Below are 16,704 nucleotides of genomic sequence, written 5' to 3' on the forward strand. Positions count from 1 at the left end.
CTAGCCGCCGACGTCCTCGCCGGAGGCACCGGCTTCCTCGCCGAAGGCGTCGGCTTCCTCACTGAAGGCGCCGGCCTCGTCGCCGAAGAGGTGCCGCACCGTCGACCGGTAGTTGGCCTGGACGTGGCCGAGTGCGCGGGCGCGGGCGCGGTCCGGGTCGCCGGAGGCGATCGCGTCGTACAACTCGCGGTGCTCGGTGAGGAGCTGGGGCCACTCCTCGTTGCGCCGGGTGAGCCAGCGCAGCCGGCCGTCGACCGGTTCCATGACCGAGATGAGCAGGCTGTTGCCGGCCAGGGCCAGGATCCGGTCGTGGAAACGGGTGTTGACGTCGGTGATGGTCTCGGCGTCGCCGGCCCCGGTCGCCGTGGCCGCCCTGTCGAGCAGCTCCCGCAGCTCGGCCAGCGCCTGCGGTGTCGCCCGTGCCGCCGCCAGCCCGGCCGCGTACACCTCCAACGCCTCGCGCAGCTCGAAGAGTTCCTTGACGTCGGTCGGGGTCAGCCGGCGCACGACCGTACGGCGGGCCGACTCGAAGAGCACGAAGCCCTCGGCGACCAGGGCCCGGATCGCCTCCCGGACCGGCACCCGGGAGACCCCGAACCGCTCGGCGAGCTCCCGTTCCACCAGCCGGTCACCCGGGCCCAGGCGTCCGGCGATGATGTCCTGCCGCAGGGTGGCGAGGACGCGCTCGCGCACCGCGCCCAGGGGTTCGATCTTCGTGGTGGGGGAGCCCATGAGGTCATTTTCGCCGACCCGGGGGGCTTTTACGGAGCCGTAACGGGACGGACATCGGTCGGCGTGTTTGGCGGGAGCACGATGACCGCACTTTGGTATACCAAAAGCTGGTACACCGGTTGGTTCCCTGGAGGCCCCGTGTCCCTCGCCGACCGCGCCGAAGCCACCGGCGCAACCGTGTTCGCCCCCGACCCACGGCTCACCAACGAAGACCTCGCCCCCGCCGAAAAGCGGAACTGGAAGGTCTTCGACCTCTTCGCCATGTGGATGTCCGACGTCCACAACCTCGGCAACTACACCTTCGCCGCCGGACTGCTGGTCCTCGGCATGAACGTCTGGCAGGTCTTCACCTCGCTCCTCGCCGGTTTCGTGCTCATCTACGTCGGCATGAACTGGATGGGCCGGATCGGCCAGCGCCACGGCGTGCCGTTCCCGGTGGTCAGCCGCATCAGCTTCGGCGTGTGGGGCGCCAACATCCCGGCCCTCATCCGGGCCGTGATCGCCATCATGTGGTACGGCATCCAGACCTACCTGGCGTCCGTCGCCGTCAACGTGATGCTGCTGGCGGCCTGGCCGGGCCTGAAGTCGCTCACCGAGAGCTCCTTCCTCGGCCTGGACACGCTCGGCTGGATCTCCTTCGTCTCGCTCTGGCTGATCCAGGCGGCGATCATCAGCCGGGGCATGGAGACGATCCGCAGGTTCCAGGACTTCTGCGGCCCGGCGATCTGGCTGGTCATGATCGCCCTGGCCGTCTGGATCCTGGCCAAGGCGCACTGGACCATCTCGCTCACGTCCACCCCGCACCCGGTCTCCACCGGCGAGCAGTGGCGGCAGTGGTTCGGCGCGATCGGCCTGATCCTCGCCACCTACGGCACCCTGATGCTCAACTTCTGCGACTTCTCCCGCTTCGCGCCCGACTACCGCACGGTGCGCCGCGGCAACTTCTGGGGTCTGCCGGTCAACTCCACGGCCTTCGTGGTCGTCTCCGTGATCGTCACGGCCGGTTCCCTGGAGGTCTTCGGCCAGGCCATCACCGACCCGGCCGAACTGGTCGCGAAGGTCGGCAGCACCTGGGTCCTGGTCGTCGCGGCCCTGACCTTCGCGGTCGCCACCATGGGCGTCAACATCGTCGCCAACTTCGTCTCACCGGCGTACGACCTGGCCAACGTCTGGCCCCAGAAGATCAGCTTCCGGGTCGGCGGCATGATCAGCACGGTCGCCGCGCTGGTCGTCACCCCCTGGAACCTCTTCTCCAACCCCACCGTCGTCAACTACTTCCTCGGCGGACTCGGCGCCTTCCTGGGCCCGCTGTTCGGTGTGATCATGGTCGACTACTACGCGATCAAGCGCGGAAAGGTGGACGTCCAGCAGCTCTTCAACGCGGCCCCCGGCTCCCCGTACCACTACCGCAAGGGCGTCAACCCGAAGGCCCTGTGGGCGTTCCTGCCCTCGGCGGCGGTCGCGGCCGTGCTTGCGCTGGTGAAGACGTTCAGCGACGTGGCACCGTACTCCTGGTTCATCGGCACGGCCCTGGCCGCGGGCCTGTACCTGGCGCTGTGCCGCGGTGACCGCGCGCCGGCCCCCGCCACCGCCGCCCCCGTCCCCGCCGCCGAGGAGGTCTGAAAGACGTGCGGATCGTCGTCACCAACTGCAACACCACGCAGGAGATGACCGAGGAGATCGTACGAGGTGCCCGGGCCGCCGCAGGCCCGGGCACCGCCGTGACGGGGCTGACCCCCGACTGGGGCCCCGAGTCGGCGGAGGGCTGGCTGGACAGCTACCTGTCCGCGGCGGCGGTCCTGGACGCGCTGCGGTCGTACGGCGGGCCGCCGTACGACGCGGTGGTCCTGGCCGGCTTCGGAGAGCACGGGCGGGAGGGCGTGCGGGAGCTGGTGGACGTGCCCGTCGTCGACATCACGGAGGCCGCGGCCCACCTGGCATGCCTCCTGGGCCGCCGCTACGGCGTCGTCACCACCCTGGACCGGTCGCGCGGGCAGATCGAGGACAGCCTGGAGACCGCCGGGGTCGCCCGCAACTGCGTCGCCGTCGCCGGTACCGGACTCGGCGTCCTCGACCTCGCCGCCGACCCCGGGCGCACGGAAGCCGCGTTCGTCGCGGCGGCCGAGCGGGTCCGGGACGCCGGCGCCGAGGTGCTGGTCCTCGGCTGCGCCGGGATGACGGGCCTGCAGCGGGCGGTGGGGGAGAAGCTCGGGGTTCCGGTGGTCGACGGGGTCGGCGCGGCCGTGAAGCTGGCCGAGTCGCTGGTGGCGCTGGGGCTCACGACCAGCCGGGCGGGCAGCTACCGGAAGCCGCTGACGAAGCGACGGACGTGGGGGGCCGCACCCGGGCGGCCGTAGTGCGAGCGCTCGGGGTGGGGGCGTCGGGCATGGGGCCGGTGGCTCCGGGAACACGGACCCCGTGGGACACGCGGCACGCCGTGTCCTCGGTGGCGTCGGCACGGTCTCACATTCCGGCTACGCCCGGCTTGTCGCGCCCGCACTGCCCGCCGCCACCGCGCACCAGGCGACCGGCCTGTTCCTGCTGACCTTCGCGATCTTCACGGTCTACATGACCGTCGCTGCGACCCGCACCACAGGAGCCCTCCTGGCGGTGCTGGTCACCCTGTCGGCCACATTCATCGTGCTGTGCGTCGGCGCGTTCGCGCAGTCACCGGGCACCATCAGGGCCGGTGGCTGGCTCGGCCTGGTCACGGCCGCGTGCGCCTGGTACGCCTCGTTCGCCGGTGTCGCCAACTCCACCTGGCACCGGGCCGTCCTGCCGGTCTTCCCGAACATCGGTGACCACCTGCGACCCCACCGCGGTCACCGCGGCGGCCCGTTCGCCGGCGTCCACGCGTAACCGGCTCAGGGCCGCCACACGTACCGCACATCCGGCTCCCGCTCCTCGTTCCCGCTTCCGTCCGTGTGCTCGACAGCGACGAAGCCGTGCCGCTCGTAGAAGCGGTGGGCGGGCTTGTTCACCTGGAAGGTCCAGAGCGTCAGCCCCCGCGGGGAGCGTTCCTTGGCCAGCGCGACGAACCGGTCACCGATCCCGCGGCCACGCCACTCGGGGTCCAGGTACAGCTGCGACAACAGCTCACCCGCGAGCACCATCATGCCCACGACCCGGCCGCCGGCCTCCGCGACCCAGGTCTCCCGCGCCGGCACCACCACGTCCCGGACGTACGCGCGCACCTCGTCGTCCGAGCGCGGCCGGACGACGGTGGGCAGAGCGGCGCCGAACGACCGCAGCCAGACGTCGGCGACCCCGGCGGCGTCCGCCCCGCCGGCGCGGCGCAGGACGACCTCGGCGTTCATACCCGCGCCCCCTCGGGGACGACGGCCGTGGCCGTGATCTCCACCAGCTGTCCGGTGTAGCCCAGGCAGGCCACCCCGACCAGCGTCGACGCGTGCGGCCCGGCGCTGAGCCCGGAGGCCTCGACGACCTCCCACACACTGGACAGCACCGCGGGCTCACTGCTCACGACGTACACGTCGGTCGCCAGCACATGCTCCAGGTCACTGCCCACCGCACGCAGTTGCTCCCGCAGATTCGCGATCACCTGCTCGGCCTGCCGCGGCGGATCCCCCTCCCCGACGAGCCGCCCCGCGTCGTCCAGCGGCACCGAACCGGCGAGGAAGGCGAGCCTCGCGCCGGCCTCGACCACACAGGCGTGGGAGTAGCCGGGCGGCGGGAAGAGCGCCGGGGCGGTGACACGCTGGATCACGGGGGCTCCTGGGGTCGGCGGCGGGCAACCCGCCGATCATCCGCGCCCGCGCCCGCCCCCCGCATCTCAATTTCCTCCTCCCCGTACGAAATTGCGTTCATAAAGAACGCGGCTCCACGGTGTACTCGTCACCGCCGCGAAACACGAAAGCGTCTTTCCGTACCGGAACACCGTCTACCGTGGACGCATCACCCGACAGCCCGGCCACCGTCGCCCGAAGGCACACCCCCGCCCTCGTCCGGACAGGAGCCCCGTGTCCCGTCGTACCGCCCTGCCGCCCTGGCTCGCCCACGCCCTGCGTGCCCAGCGCGGGCCGGTGTCCTGGAGCGCGGTGACGAGAGGGGCGCTGGCCGCCGGGCCGTTGCTGCTCGCCGCGGTCCTGCTGCACCGCACCTCCCTGGGTGTCGTCGCCGCCATCGCCGCCATGCTCGCCGGGATCAACGACCGGCCGGGCAGCCGCCGGTCCGCCGTACGACGGCTCGGGGCGCCCGCGGCCGCCGGGGCAGTGGGGCTGCTCACCGGGACGTATGGCGGTGAGCACCTCGCCGCCGTGCCCCTCACCCTGCTGCTCACCGGGCTCGGCCTGGTCGCCGGCGGCATGAGCGCCGTCGGGCCCGTGGCCTCCGGAGCCGGGACCCAGCTGCTGGTCGCCGCCGCCATCGGCGCCGGGATGCCGGTCGCCGAGGCGGGCTGGCAGCGGGCGCTGGCCTTCCTCGCGGGCGCCGGGTGGCTGGTCGTGCTCCGCCTCGCCCTGCCCACGCCCGGCGCGATCGCCGGTGACTTCCGGTTCGACGGTGAGCGGGACGCCGTCGCCGCCGTGTACGACGCCGTCGCCGACCTGCTCGACGCGGTGGGTGGCGAGGCCGCCGGCGGCAGGCGCGTCGCCCTCACCGCCGCGCTCGACCACGCCCAGGACGCGCTCACCGGGCCCCGGCTGCGGCGGTACGCCAGCTCCGCCGCCGAACGCCGGCTGCACGCGCAGTACGCCGCCGCCCTGCCCCTCGCCGAGGCGGCCACCGCCCTCGCCTGGGCCGGGGAGCCGATCTCCGCGCGGGCGGCCGAGGGGCCCCGGCGGCTCGCCGCCGCCGTGCGGGACAACGGCCGCACCGGCCCGGTGCCCGCGCCCTCCCGCTCCGGGCCCGCGCTGCGCGCCCTCGACGACGCCCTGCTGCGCGCCGCCGAGTCCTTCGACCGGGCCGGGGGAGGGGAGCAGCGGCCGCCCGCCCGGCGCCGCGGCCCCGCGGAGATCCTGCGAGCCGCACTCGGCAGCGGCGGACGCGAGTACGGACTGCGGGTCGCCCTCTGCTTCGGGGCCAGCGCCGCCATCGCCCAGGCCCTGCACCACGCCCGCTGGTACGGCGAGCACCAGCATTGGTACTGGCTGCCCGCCACGGCCGTCTTCCTGGTCAAGCCCGACCTCGGGCCGCTCGTCTCCCGGGTGCTGTGCCGGGCCGCCGGCACCGTGCTCGGCGCCCTCCTCTTCGCGGGCTTCGCCGCCGTACTGCCCCGGCCCGAGGGACTCATCGCGCTGGTCGCCGTCTGCGGGGCGGTCATCCCCGTGTCCACCCGGCACTTCGGGGCCCAGACCGCCGTCGTCACCGTCCTCGTGCTCGCCCTGGTCATGGTCGGCGGCGAACCGCAGGCCTCCGTCAGCCGGATCGGCGAGACCCTGCTGGCCTGCGCGCTGGTGCTGGTCGTCGGCCACCTGCCGATGGCGGGGCGGCGGGGCGGCGGGGTACGGGCCCGGCTCGCGGCGGCCGGGCGGGCCGCCCATGCCTATCTCGACCACGTCCTCAGCGAGTCCGGCGACCGCGCCGAACGCTGGGCCCTGCGCCGGGAGGCCTACCGCACCCTCGCCGAGGCCCGCACCGCCGTCGCCCTCGCCGCCGCCGAACTCCCCGCCCTCGCGCGGCACACCGAGGGCACGGACGCGGTGGCCGCCGTGCTCGAACGGCTCGTGGACACCACCACGGCGTGCGCCGTGCACCTCGACGAGACGGGGCGGCTCACCGCCCGGCAGTCCCGGCAACTCGAAGCCCTGGCCGCCGAGCTGGAACGGGACGGGCAGCGGCTCGGGCTGGTGGTGCCCCGGATGCCGGTCGCCGCGTGACACGGTGCGGCGCCTCGGCGGCCGGGATCGGAAAAAATCTTCGGCCGCGCCGATGAGTTCTCCGCCGTCCCGCGGTCACCACCCGGAACCGACCGTCGTCCAGGAGGGCCCATGTCGCTTCCGGAGATCGTCTCGCGTGAGCGGTGGCGTGCCGCGCGCGCGGAGTTGCTGCGCCAGGAGGAGGCACTCAGGCGGGCGCGGGACGCGCTCAGCGCCGAGCGGCGCCGGCTGCCCATGGTCGAGGTGGACGCCGAGTACGTCTTCGAGGGCGGCGACGGCAAGGCGACTCTCCTGGACCTCTTCGACGGGCGGCCCCAACTCGTCGTCCACCACTACATGTTCGCCCCCGAGTGGGAGGCCGGCTGCCCCGGCTGCGCCGCCTTCCTGGACCAGATCGGCCACCTCGCCCACCTGCGGGCGCGCCGCACCTCGTTCGCGGTGGTCTCCCGGGCACCGTTCACCAGGATCCTGCCGTTCAAGGCGCGGATGGGCTGGACGGTGCCCTGGTACTCGTCCCGCCACAGCGACCTCGACCACGACCTCGACCTCGGCCGCGACTTCAACCGCGACTTCGAGGCGACCATCCTCGTGGACGACGAACCGGTGGAGCGCCCCGGGCTCAGCTGCTTCCTGCGGGAGCACGACCGGGTCTTCCACACCTATTCGGTGTACGACGGCGGCCTCGACGGCATCGGTGCGACCATCTCCCTGCTCGACCTGACGGCGCTCGGCCGGGCGCCGGAGGGCAGTGACCGCTTCCGCTGTCACGACGAGTACGAGGACTGAGACAGCCGGTCACGGAAGTGGCCGAAAGTCAACGGACCCTCACCGTCCGCCCCGACGTGGTGTCGGCTATGTCTCAGTAGTGTCACCGGGCGAGCCTTTCGCGTTCTCCGGAGCGTTAACTCCTACGAGTACGACGCTTTTCTGGAGGTGCAGGATGGTGAACGGGCGAACCGTGCTCGAACGCTTTCCCGCAGGCGGACCGCGAGGATCATGGCCTGCGGAGGAGTTCGCGCAGGCTCGGCGGCTGGAAGGGCTGCCCGCCGAGGTCGTGATGGACCTGGCCACGGACACGTTCCTGGTCATCGTGCGCGGCACCGGCGGTGTCGAGAGCTGAGCGCTCCGTCGGCCGCGGCGACCGCGGGCCGGCCCGGCCCGCGCCGCTGCGGAGCGCTGACGGCTAGCCCGCCTTCCGGACCGGCAGCTTCGCCGTGAACTGTTCCGCCTGGAGCGCGTACAGCTCCGCGTAGACCCCGCCGCTGGCCAGGAGCTCCTCGGGGGTGCCCGACTCCACCACCCGGCCCTGGTCGAGCACGTGCACCAGGTCGGCGTGGCGGACCGACGCCAGCCGGTGGGTGATCAGTACGACGGTCTGCCCGTTGCCCGCCAGCGCGCGGATCTTCTCGAAGACCTCCAGTTCGGCCCGCGCGTCCAGGGCGGCCGTCGGCTCGTCCACGATCAGGATGTGACCGCGCCGGTAGGCGGCCCGCGCGATGCCCAGCCGCTGCCACTGCCCGCCGGACAGCTCGTGCCCGCCGCTGAAGTTCCGGGCCAGCAGGGTGTCCAGGCCGCGCGGCAGGTCGTCGATCACCTCCTGGGCGCCCGCCTCCGTGACCGACGCGGCCAGCCGTTCGTCGGTGAGCGGCGCCGACGAGCGGCCGACGGCCACGTTGACCTTGGCCGTGAACGGCCAGCGCTTGAAGTCCTGGGCGACCATGGCGATGCGTTCGGCGAGCCGGTGCCGGTCGGCCCGCGCCGCGTCGACGCCGTCCCACAGGATGCGGCCGCGGTCCGGTTGGTACAGCCCGGCCAGCAGCTTGACCAGGGTGGTCTTGCCGGAACCGTTCTCGCCGACCAGGGCGACGATCCGGCCGAGGGGGAGGGTGAGCGTGACGTCGTCCAGGGCGGGACGCCGGGCGACGGCACCCGGACGGCCGCCCGGATGGTCACCCCCGTGGTCGCCCGCGTGGTCGCCCGGATGGTCACCCGCGTGGTCGCTCGGGTAGGCGAAGGTGACGTTCTCGAAGCGGATCTCCTGGGGGTCGTCCGGGAGCGGGTCGCCGCCGACCGGGATCGCGCGTTCGGCCGCCTCCACGTACAGCCGCTCCAGGTCGCCCACGAACAGCGCCTCCTCGTGCAGGGTGTTGATCTCCAGCACGAGCGTGTTGAGGCTCGCCGAGCCGCTTCGGATCGCGATCACCGCCGTACCGGCCACCGACAGGGCCATCGCGCCGCTCAGCAGCAGCCCGCCCAGTGTCGCGTACGTGGCGACGGTGGCGAGGCCGGTCCAGGCCGCGGCGATCAGGCCGGTGCGGGCCGCGAGCCGGGCCAGCCGGGCCTGTTCCGCCTCCGCGGTCTCCGACATCGCCCGGTAGTGCCGCAGCAGGAACGGGCCGACCCCGTGCACCCGGATCTCCGGCGCCGCCTCCGGCTCGGTGAGCAGGGCGCTGATCAGGTGCCCGGCGCGGGCGTGCTGCACCCAGGTGTGGAACGACTCGTAGCGGCGCCGGGCGTTGGTGAGGGCGCCCCAGGCGCTCGGGATCGTCATCGTGATCAGCAGCGGGAGCAGGGCCGGGTGCAGCACGGTCAGCACGCCGGCCGCGGTGATCAGCGAGATCATCGCGTTCACCACCCGGGTGCCGTACATGATCATGCGGCGGGCCGAGGAAGCGCCGTACTGCGCGGTGTCCAGCAGCTTGTGGAAGGCGTGGTCCTCGATCGCGGCGAGCTCGACGGCCGCGGCCCGCTCCAGGTACAGCTCGGTCGCCACCCGCTCGACCTTGGGCTCCAGGCGGCCGGTGGCGTAGGTGGAGGCCGCGCGCAGCAGGGCGGCCAGGAACAGGACGGCGGCCATGGCCACCAGGGCGGGGGCGCAGCTGCGCAGCCGTTCCTCGATGGTGCCGGTGCCGATCAGCCGGCCCAGCACGCTGTTCACGGCGAGCAGGCTCACCGCCTGGGCCACTCCGACGCCCACCTGCGCGGCCAGCACGATCCGCGCGGCCGAGGCGTCCGCCTGCCGGGCCAGCCGCAGGCTGGAGGCGAGCATGCCGGGCAGCCGGGTCATCATGGCGCGGAAGTCCAGCTCCAGGAAGGCGTCCCGGTGCTGGTTCCAGCCCATGTCGTAGCGGAGCGGCCCGCCGAACAGCAGGTACTCCGACTCCGACACCTCGGGCGCCGCCGTGTCCCGCCTCTTCCTCACCGCGATCCTCCCCGGGGCCGTTCCGTGGACGAACGGCCACTATCGCGGCCGGAGCCGCCACCGGGCAGGGCGCGCGACGAGGCTCGCGGGGCGCGGGGGAGTGCGTGAGGGGTACGACCGGGACCGCCCGGGGGCAGTCCGCCGGCGTACACGGGCGTCCGGCGGGAGTCTCCAGGCTCGTCGGGTGGCCGTCCAGGAGGGTCCGACGGCCGGGGTGTTGGCGGCCGCCGTCCGGTGTCAGGGGCCGGCTCACGGGGCCGGCCGATCACGTCCGGTCCGGGCCGCTCGGTCTTCCGGCGGGTCGGCCGACGCCGCGCGGCGTCACGCGGTCAACGGACGGGACCACTCCGGTGTCGTCCCCGTCACCCGGCACAGGGCGAGGTACAGCGGTATCGGCGGGGTGTACGGCAGCGTGCCGTCGGGGCGGTGGATGAGGCGCGCGGTGCCGGGCAGCGGGGCGCCCGGACCGTAGTGGGCCGGGGCGGGCCAGGTGAGGGCGTCGTCCGAGTCCGACGGCACGATCCACCACCAGTGCGTGCCGTCGGCGAACACGCATCCCACCCGCGGCAGCCGCGGCCCGACCAGCGGCCCGAGTCGTGCCGGTACGGCCACGGCGTCGCAGCCGAGCGGTGCCGTCATGCCCTCGGGCACAGGAAACGACCCGTGCCCGCCGGTGCCGCCCGGGGTGGGCGACCGCCGGATCCGCTTCAGGCGGACCAGGGTGTCGAGGCCCAGTGACTGGCCTGCACCGGGCACGCCGGTCACGGCTGCCTCCGCCGGGGTATCGACCCCAGCGTCGCGGCCCGCCCCTCCGCGCCGGAGGCGGGCGCCGGTGGGTGCGCCGGAGTGTGCGCCGGTCCGTGCGACGAGCCGCGCGAGGGACCGGGAGCGGGACGAGGGCCCCAGCCCAGGTCGGCGCGTGGCTCGGCGGTGTCCGGGGCGGCCTCGGCCCGGCGCGGCAGTTCCGCCCAGACCAGCAGTCCTGGCCCGTGCTCCTGGGCCCCCCAGGCCAGGCACAGCGCGTCGACGAGGAGCAACCCCCTCCCGTGCTCCTCCTCGGGGCGCTGCGGGGACGGGTGGGGCTCGTCGGGCGAACAGCCCTCGTCGTGCACGGCGATGCGCACCGTGTCGTCGTGGTCGCGCAGTTCGCACACGACGCGACTGCTCGCGGTGTGCACGATCGCGTTGGTGACCAGCTCGGATATGACCAGAGCGGCGGTGTCGCAGGTGTCCGCGCAGACCGACCAGCCGGTCAGCCGGGCACGCACCAGACGTCGCGCCTGGGCGGGGGAACCCGGATGAGCGGCAAGCTCGAACCGGAACCGGCGCACGGCAGTGACCTCGGCAGGGTCGACTGCCTCTCCCACGCTCGAACGAGTGCGCACGGGAGGACCCCCATCGGCACCGAGACCAAGACGGTCTGCGGCGGCGTCTGTTCCTAAGGGCGCGGACGGAATCACGCTTGCCACTATCGCCCCGCCGTGAACACTTGGCAAGTGTCACTCTGAAAAATGCAGAGTGCTGTGTGACGCGGTGAAGGGCCGTGGCACACTGCTCGCAACAGCATGTCGAGCGGCGCCAGTTGGGATCAGTGAGGATCCGGCGGACCGATCCGGCCCATGCGACCGATGTCACCGAACGGGTTCTGTTCCGGCTGTTCGGGCAGTTCGGTCCTCCTGGTCGTCGCGGTCATTCCGTCAGATGCCCGCATGAGTCTTCACATGGCGCCGCTGGGCTGTCGGCATGCCGGGCGACACCTGTATGCGCCTGTCGGCCAGCACGCCGGCGAGCCCGACGGGCGCGGCCGGCCAGGGAACTTCGTGGAGGTGGGGCGTGAGCGAGCCGCGGTCCGCGCCGACGGTGGGCCAGGTGGTCCTCGGTCGGCGCCTCCTCGACCTGCGGGAACGCGCGGGACTCAAGCGCGAGGAGGCCGCCCGCGTGCTCCGCGTGGCGCCCGCCACCGTCCGCCGTATGGAGATGGCCGAGGTCGCCCTCAAGATCCCCTACCTCCAACTGCTCCTGAAGGCCTACGGGGTGGCCGACGACGAGGCGGAGCTCTTCGTCCGGCTCGCCGAGGACGCCAACAAGCCCGGCTGGTGGCAGCGGTTCCACGACATCCTGCCGAGCTGGTTCTCCATGTACGTCAGCCTGGAGGGGGCGGCGAGCCTGATCCGCTCCTACGAGCCGCACTTCGTGCCCGGCCTGCTGCAGACCGAGGACTACGCGCGCGGGGTGCTGAAGTCGGGAGCCATCGGCCAGACCGAGCCGGAGGAGATCGAGCGCCACGTCGCCCTGCGCATGCGGCGCCAGGACCTGCTCACCCGTAACGATGCCCCCCGCTTCTGGGCGGTGATGGACGAGACCGCCCTGCGCCGCCCGGTCGGCGGTCCGGAGGTGATGCGTGCGCAGATCGACCGACTGCTCGACGTCACGAAGCTGCCCAATGTGACGCTCCAGGTCGCCCCGTTCGCCGGCGGGCCGCACCCGGGGACGTACGGGCCCTTCGTGCTGTTCCGATTCGCCATGCCCGAACTGCCGGACATGGTCTACAGCGAGTACCTGACCGGCGCCGTCTACCTGGACGCGCGCACCGAGGTGGCGACCCACCTCGAGGTCATGGACCGCATGGCGGCGCAGGCCGCTACGGCACAACGCACGAAGGAGATCCTCCGGGATCTCCGCAAGGAGCTGTGAATGGATCGCATAAAGCCCCAGTCCGGGCCGCGGAACCGCACCGAGCGGATCTACAACGGCATGCCCGCCCGCGAACTGGGCAGCGAGGGCTGGCACAAGCCGTGGAGCGGCGGCAACGGAGGCAACTGCCTGGAGGCGATGAAGCTGGCCGACGGCCGGATCGCCGTCCGCCAGTCGACCGACCCGGACGGGCCGGCGCTGATCTACACCACGGACGAGATGACGGCCTTCATCGAGGGGGCCAAGGCAGGGGAGGCCGACTTCCTGCTCTCCTGACCCTGCCTGATTCTCTTCTGTCCTCTTCCGTACCTTTCTCGTTGCTCACCTTTTTGTCATGGTGCCGAAGCGTGGGGAGGCCCGCCGGGCCTCCCCCCTGACCCAGGGTCCCGCGGGGCCTGTGCCCTACACCGTCATCGGCCGGTCGTGCGGCGATATCGGCCACGGCAGTCGCGAACTCCCGGTCAGATAGCGGTCGACGGCCGCCGCCACCGCCCGCCCCTCCGCGATCGCCCACACGATCAGCGACTGCCCCCGTGCCGCGTCCCCGGCGGCGAACACGCCGGGCACGTTCGTGGCGAACCCCGCGTCCCGCGAGATGGTGCCGCGCGGCTCCGTCACCACCCCCAGTTGGTCGAGGAGGCCGTCCTGGCGGTCGGGTCCGGAGAAACCGAGCGCGAGCAGCACCAGGTCGGCGGGGAGCGTCCGCCCGGTCCCCGGCACCGGCAGCCGAGCCGTGTCCACCTCCACCAGGTGCAGCGACCGCACATGCCCGCGTCCGTCGCCCGTGAAGCGAAGCGTCGACGCCGCGAACAGCCGCGCGTCCGCGTCCGCCGAGGGCGCCGTCTCCAGGTCCCGCGCCTCCTCGTGCGCCGCCGACAGCCGGTAGATCTTCGGATACGTCGGCCACGGCTCGATGTCCTCGTCCCGCTCCGTGGCCGGCTGCGCGTAGATGTCCAACTGGGTCACCGACGCGGCCCGCTGCCGAACCGCCGTCCCCAGGCAGTCCGCCCCCGTGTCACCGCCGCCCACGATCACCACGTGCTTCCCGGCCGCCGACATCGGCGACTCGGCCAGATCTCCCTCGCACACCCGGTTGGCCAGCGGCAGATACTCCATCGCCTGGTGTATCCCGTCCAACTCCCGGCCCGGTACCGAGAGTTCCCGCCACGCCGTCGCCCCGGTCGCGATCACCACCGCGTCGTACCGGGTCCGCAGCTCCGTCGCCCGCAGGTCCCGCCCGACGGCCACCGACGTACGGAACTTCGTCCCCTCGGCCCGCATCTGGCCCAGTCGCCGTTCCAGGTGGTGCTTCTCCATCTTGAACTCGGGGATGCCGTACCGCATCAGCCCGCCGAGCCGGTCGTCCTTCTCGTACACGGCGACCGTGTGCCCGGCCCGGGTCAGCTGCTGCGCCGCCGCCAGCCCGGTCGGCCCGGAACCGATCACCGCCACGGTCCGCCCGGACAGCCGCTCCGGCGGCCGCGGCGAGGCGAACCCCTCCGCCCAGGCCCGGTCCGCTATGGCGCACTCGACGTTCTTGATCGTGACGGCGGGCTGGTTGATCGCGAGCACACACCCCGCCTCGCACGGCGCCGGGCACAGCCGTCCGGTGAACTCGGGGAAGTTGTTCGTCGCGTGCAGCCGGTCGCCGGCCGCCCGCCAGTCCTCCCGCGACACCAGGTCGTTCCACTCGGGGATCAGGTTGCCCAGCGGACACGCGTCATGGCAGAACGGCACCCCGCAGTCCATGCAGCGGTCCGCCTGTCTGCTGATGATCGGCAGCAGGGCCCCGGGGACGTACACCTCGTCCCAGTCCCGGACCCGCTCCTCGACGGGCCGCCGCGGCCATTCCTCGCGCGGCGTGGTCATGAACCCCTTGGGATCGGCCATGGTCGTCTTCCTCGCGTGCGGTCGCCTCAGGCCGTGTGTCGCCGGGCGGCACTCTTCCGGCCACGATACGTCCCCTCGGTGAGACCCGCAGGGTGGCTGACAGCGCTTTCCGGCGGGACTTCTTCAGGGGGGAGCCAGCGGGGATCCAGTCAGGGTCCAGTCAGGATCCGGGGACGATCCGGGCCGGCCGGGGGGCGGTCCTCTCCCACGGCTCGCTCAGGACAGGGCCAGGACGTAGACGGCCGCCGCCACGGCTGACGCGATGGTGCGCGCGTGGTTCCAGAGCGTCCACTCCCGCACGTACACAGGCCAGTAGGAGACGGCCTCCGGGGTGCCCGGCTCCAGTCTGGCCAGCGCCTCGTTGCGGGGCACGTTCGCCACCGCGGTCAGCCCGAAGGAACCGAACAGGTACAGCCCGCTGCCCAGCAGCAGCTCCACCTTCCCCTCGTCCGGCCACACCACGAACGTCACCACCGCGATCATCGCGCAGAGCACCGCCGATCCCGCGAACACCAGCATGAACGCCGGGGTCAGGGCCGCCCGGTTGATCGCGTTCATCGCGGCGACGCCCTGCGCCGGCGGCAGCGAGGCCAGCCCGCGCATCACGAAGGCCGAGAACCCGCAGAACACACCCGCCACCAGTCCGGTCCCCAGCACTCCCAGCAGAACCAGCACGTAGTACGGCCCGTCGATCACGACCACCACACCCACTCTCGCCCCGTGACACCTCCGCCACCCATGCCCTTGCCCATGCCTGTGCCCATGAGTCCCCCTTCCCTGCTTGCGCAGCCCGTCCACGTACCCATCCGACCGCACTGCCCCTCGCGGGCTGCCGTCCGCGCCGAAGCCGCGCGCGTCCTGCCGGATCGCGCCGCCTCGCCACCCGCCCTGCCCCCCGGTCGCCCGGTCACCTTGCCCCCTGCCCCCCCGGTCACCCGGTCAAGCGGATCTCCACCCCGGCCTCCCACTCCCGCAGCACCGCCTCCACCGTCCGTGCGATCCGCCGCCGCGCCTCGTACCGCGGCACCCCGCTCATCAACAGGTGGTCGTACGGCGTGTCCACGTGCCGGACCCCCGCCACCACCGCCGAGACCACCGCCCCCTCCGACAGGGCCCGCCCGGCCGCCGTCCGCCCGACCCGCCCGCTGCCCCGCACCGACGCGTGCGCCGCGATCGCCCCGGCCCGCTCCGCCGGACAGCCCGGGAACAGACGCAGGATCTCCGCCGCGAACGCCTCCGTGAACCGCACGTCCTCGGCCGCCCGGCGCCTGGCGTCCCGCGCCCGGCGCCGCCGCCGCGCCTCGGCGTCGGCCAGGCACCGTGCCTCGGCCCGTGCCAGCGCGGCCTCCTCCACCAGGACACCCTGCCGCTCGTAGCGGCTCTTGCGCCGGTTGAACCGCACCACCACCGCCGACAGCGTGCTCTCCTCCCGCGACCGCCGGGTCAGTGCCGCGTCCCCGCGCGGCAGGAACACCAGATGCCCCAGATCGGCGCACCCCAGGCACCGCGGCACCCCGTCCTCCACCACCAGCAGCGACAACGGCCCGCGCCGGCACGCCGCGCACCGCTTGTGCCGCAGCGGTTGCACGACGAGAAGTCCGCCGTGGTGAGGGGGAGTTGCCAGGCGCGTCATATGCGGTACTTTCCCCTCTCCGGGGAGTGATCTCACCACCACGCCCCGCCCGGCCGGGACCGCCGACCCGGCATCATGATCCTGTGCGACTCGAAGCGATCACCTGGGACCGGCTCGCCGAACGCCTCGCCGAGCGGCTGGCCGGACTGCAGCCCGCCGACGGAAGCGCCTGGCCGCGCGTAGCCTTCGACGGTGCCCCGGCCGCCCGGCCCGGCGACCTCGCGGAGCGTGTCGGTGAGGCGCTGCGCGTACGGGGCCGGCCGTCGCTCGTCGTGGGCACCGAGGGCTTCCTGCGCCCCGCCTCGCTGCGCCTGGAACACGGGCGCCGGGACGCGGAGTCGTACTACGGCGGCTGGTTCGACACCAACGCCCTGTGGCGCGAGGTCTTCGGCCCCCTCGACCTCGGCGGGCCCGGCCGCGTCCTGCCCGATCTGTGGGATCCCGCCACCGACCGCGCCACCCGCAGCCCCTATGTGCAACTCCCGCCCGGCGCCCTGCTGTTGCTGCACGGGCCGCTTCTGCTGCGGCACTGGTTCCCGTTCGACCTGACGATCCACCTCCTGCTGACCCCCGGCGCGCTGCGCCGCCGTACCCCCGAGGCCGACCACTGGACCCTCCCCGCGTTCGAGCGCTACGCGGCCGAGACCGACCCCGCCGGCACGGCCGACGTCCTGGTCCGCGCCGACGACCCGCGGCATCCGGCGTGGAGCGGCTGA

Annotated in this window: 18 protein-coding genes; 9 read left to right on the top strand and 9 right to left on the bottom strand. The window is 73.2% G+C overall.

The annotated features are described in order from the left end of the window. Nucleotides 1-732: a GntR family transcriptional regulator gene (locus tag AB0M11_RS21490; RefSeq protein ID WP_365707741.1), complete on the bottom strand. Its 732-nt coding sequence runs from the start codon at nucleotides 730-732 to the stop codon at nucleotides 1-3. Between the two features lie 138 nt (nucleotides 733-870). Between AB0M11_RS21490 and AB0M11_RS21495 the strand changes: the two genes are divergently transcribed. The 3 genes from AB0M11_RS21495 to AB0M11_RS21505 all read left to right on the top strand — a co-directional run bounded on the left by AB0M11_RS21495 (nucleotide 871) and on the right by AB0M11_RS21505 (nucleotide 3,591). Further along, nucleotides 871-2,355: an NCS1 family nucleobase:cation symporter-1 gene (locus AB0M11_RS21495; protein WP_365707743.1), complete on the top strand. Its 1,485-nt coding sequence runs from the start codon at nucleotides 871-873 to the stop codon at nucleotides 2,353-2,355. Between the two features lie 5 nt (nucleotides 2,356-2,360). After that, nucleotides 2,361-3,089, top strand: a complete 729-nt coding sequence (locus AB0M11_RS21500; RefSeq protein ID WP_365707745.1) for an aspartate/glutamate racemase family protein — start codon at nucleotides 2,361-2,363, stop codon at nucleotides 3,087-3,089. 61 nt (nucleotides 3,090-3,150) lie between these two features. Next, entirely contained in the window at nucleotides 3,151-3,591 is a 441-nt protein-coding gene (locus tag AB0M11_RS21505; RefSeq protein ID WP_365707747.1) for a GPR1/FUN34/YaaH family transporter, read from the top strand. A gap of 5 nt (nucleotides 3,592-3,596) precedes the next feature. Here AB0M11_RS21505 and AB0M11_RS21510 read toward each other — a convergent pair whose 3' ends face one another. Both AB0M11_RS21510 and AB0M11_RS21515 read right to left on the bottom strand, forming a co-directional pair. Next, the gene (locus tag AB0M11_RS21510; protein ID WP_365707749.1) at nucleotides 3,597-4,049 is read right to left on the bottom strand and encodes a GNAT family N-acetyltransferase; all 453 of its coding nucleotides are present in this window, start codon (nucleotides 4,047-4,049) and stop codon (nucleotides 3,597-3,599) included. Continuing rightward, the gene (locus AB0M11_RS21515) at nucleotides 4,046-4,459 is read right to left on the bottom strand and encodes a RidA family protein (protein WP_365707751.1); all 414 of its coding nucleotides are present in this window, start codon (nucleotides 4,457-4,459) and stop codon (nucleotides 4,046-4,048) included. Before AB0M11_RS21515 ends, AB0M11_RS21510 begins: the two co-directional genes overlap by 4 nt. Before the next feature lie 253 nt (nucleotides 4,460-4,712). On the opposite strand from AB0M11_RS21515, the gene AB0M11_RS21520 reads away from it, so the two are divergent. From AB0M11_RS21520 to AB0M11_RS21530, 3 genes are all read left to right on the top strand, one after another. Next, nucleotides 4,713-6,569: an FUSC family protein gene (locus AB0M11_RS21520; protein ID WP_365707753.1), complete on the top strand. Its 1,857-nt coding sequence runs from the start codon at nucleotides 4,713-4,715 to the stop codon at nucleotides 6,567-6,569. A gap of 111 nt (nucleotides 6,570-6,680) precedes the next feature. Beyond that, on the top strand, nucleotides 6,681-7,355 hold the full coding sequence (locus tag AB0M11_RS21525) for a DUF899 domain-containing protein (protein ID WP_365707755.1): 675 nt from the start codon (nucleotides 6,681-6,683) through the stop codon (nucleotides 7,353-7,355). A gap of 154 nt (nucleotides 7,356-7,509) precedes the next feature. After that, on the top strand, nucleotides 7,510-7,689 hold the full coding sequence (locus tag AB0M11_RS21530) for a hypothetical protein (protein WP_181808251.1): 180 nt from the start codon (nucleotides 7,510-7,512) through the stop codon (nucleotides 7,687-7,689). Between the two features lie 63 nt (nucleotides 7,690-7,752). On the opposite strand, the gene AB0M11_RS21535 is transcribed toward AB0M11_RS21530, so the two are convergent. The 3 genes from AB0M11_RS21535 to AB0M11_RS21545 all read right to left on the bottom strand — a co-directional run bounded on the left by AB0M11_RS21535 (nucleotide 7,753) and on the right by AB0M11_RS21545 (nucleotide 11,240). Further along, nucleotides 7,753-9,690 (bottom strand): ABC transporter ATP-binding protein, encoded by a 1,938-nt coding sequence (locus AB0M11_RS21535; RefSeq protein ID WP_365707833.1) that lies wholly within the window; start codon nucleotides 9,688-9,690, stop codon nucleotides 7,753-7,755. Nucleotides 9,691-10,092: 402 nt separating this feature from the next. Then, complete coding sequence (locus tag AB0M11_RS21540; protein ID WP_365707757.1) at nucleotides 10,093-10,536, bottom strand: hypothetical protein; 444 nt, start codon at nucleotides 10,534-10,536, stop codon at nucleotides 10,093-10,095. Then, nucleotides 10,533-11,240, bottom strand: coding sequence for an ATP-binding protein (locus tag AB0M11_RS21545; protein WP_365707759.1), 708 nt, complete (start codon nucleotides 11,238-11,240; stop codon nucleotides 10,533-10,535). Before AB0M11_RS21545 ends, AB0M11_RS21540 begins: the two co-directional genes overlap by 4 nt. 364 nt (nucleotides 11,241-11,604) lie before the next feature. Between AB0M11_RS21545 and AB0M11_RS21550 the strand changes: the two genes are divergently transcribed. Together AB0M11_RS21550 and AB0M11_RS21555 are read left to right on the top strand one after the other, a co-directional pair. After that, nucleotides 11,605-12,465: a helix-turn-helix transcriptional regulator gene (locus AB0M11_RS21550; protein WP_365707761.1), complete on the top strand. Its 861-nt coding sequence runs from the start codon at nucleotides 11,605-11,607 to the stop codon at nucleotides 12,463-12,465. Further along, a complete protein-coding gene (locus AB0M11_RS21555; protein WP_089100964.1) occupies nucleotides 12,466-12,741 on the top strand; it encodes a DUF397 domain-containing protein in 276 nt (91 codons plus the stop codon). A gap of 126 nt (nucleotides 12,742-12,867) precedes the next feature. Here AB0M11_RS21555 and AB0M11_RS21560 read toward each other — a convergent pair whose 3' ends face one another. From AB0M11_RS21560 to AB0M11_RS21570, 3 genes are all read right to left on the bottom strand, one after another. Continuing rightward, nucleotides 12,868-14,355 carry a glutamate synthase subunit beta gene (locus AB0M11_RS21560; protein WP_365707763.1) on the bottom strand — a complete coding sequence of 496 codons (1,488 nt, stop codon included), beginning with the start codon at nucleotides 14,353-14,355 and terminating at the stop codon, nucleotides 12,868-12,870. Between the two features lie 216 nt (nucleotides 14,356-14,571). After that, nucleotides 14,572-15,051, bottom strand: a complete 480-nt coding sequence (locus AB0M11_RS21565) for an anthrone oxygenase family protein (RefSeq protein WP_365707835.1) — start codon at nucleotides 15,049-15,051, stop codon at nucleotides 14,572-14,574. Between the two features lie 235 nt (nucleotides 15,052-15,286). Further along, complete coding sequence (locus tag AB0M11_RS21570; protein ID WP_365707765.1) at nucleotides 15,287-15,988, bottom strand: DUF2293 domain-containing protein; 702 nt, start codon at nucleotides 15,986-15,988, stop codon at nucleotides 15,287-15,289. Between the two features lie 83 nt (nucleotides 15,989-16,071). Between AB0M11_RS21570 and AB0M11_RS21575 the strand changes: the two genes are divergently transcribed. Beyond that, on the top strand, nucleotides 16,072-16,704 hold the full coding sequence (locus AB0M11_RS21575) for a uridine kinase (protein ID WP_365707767.1): 633 nt from the start codon (nucleotides 16,072-16,074) through the stop codon (nucleotides 16,702-16,704).

It is taken from the genome of Streptomyces sp. NPDC051987 (genome assembly GCF_040680735.1).
In the GTDB taxonomy this organism is placed as follows: Bacteria; Actinomycetota; Actinomycetes; order Streptomycetales; family Streptomycetaceae; genus Streptomyces.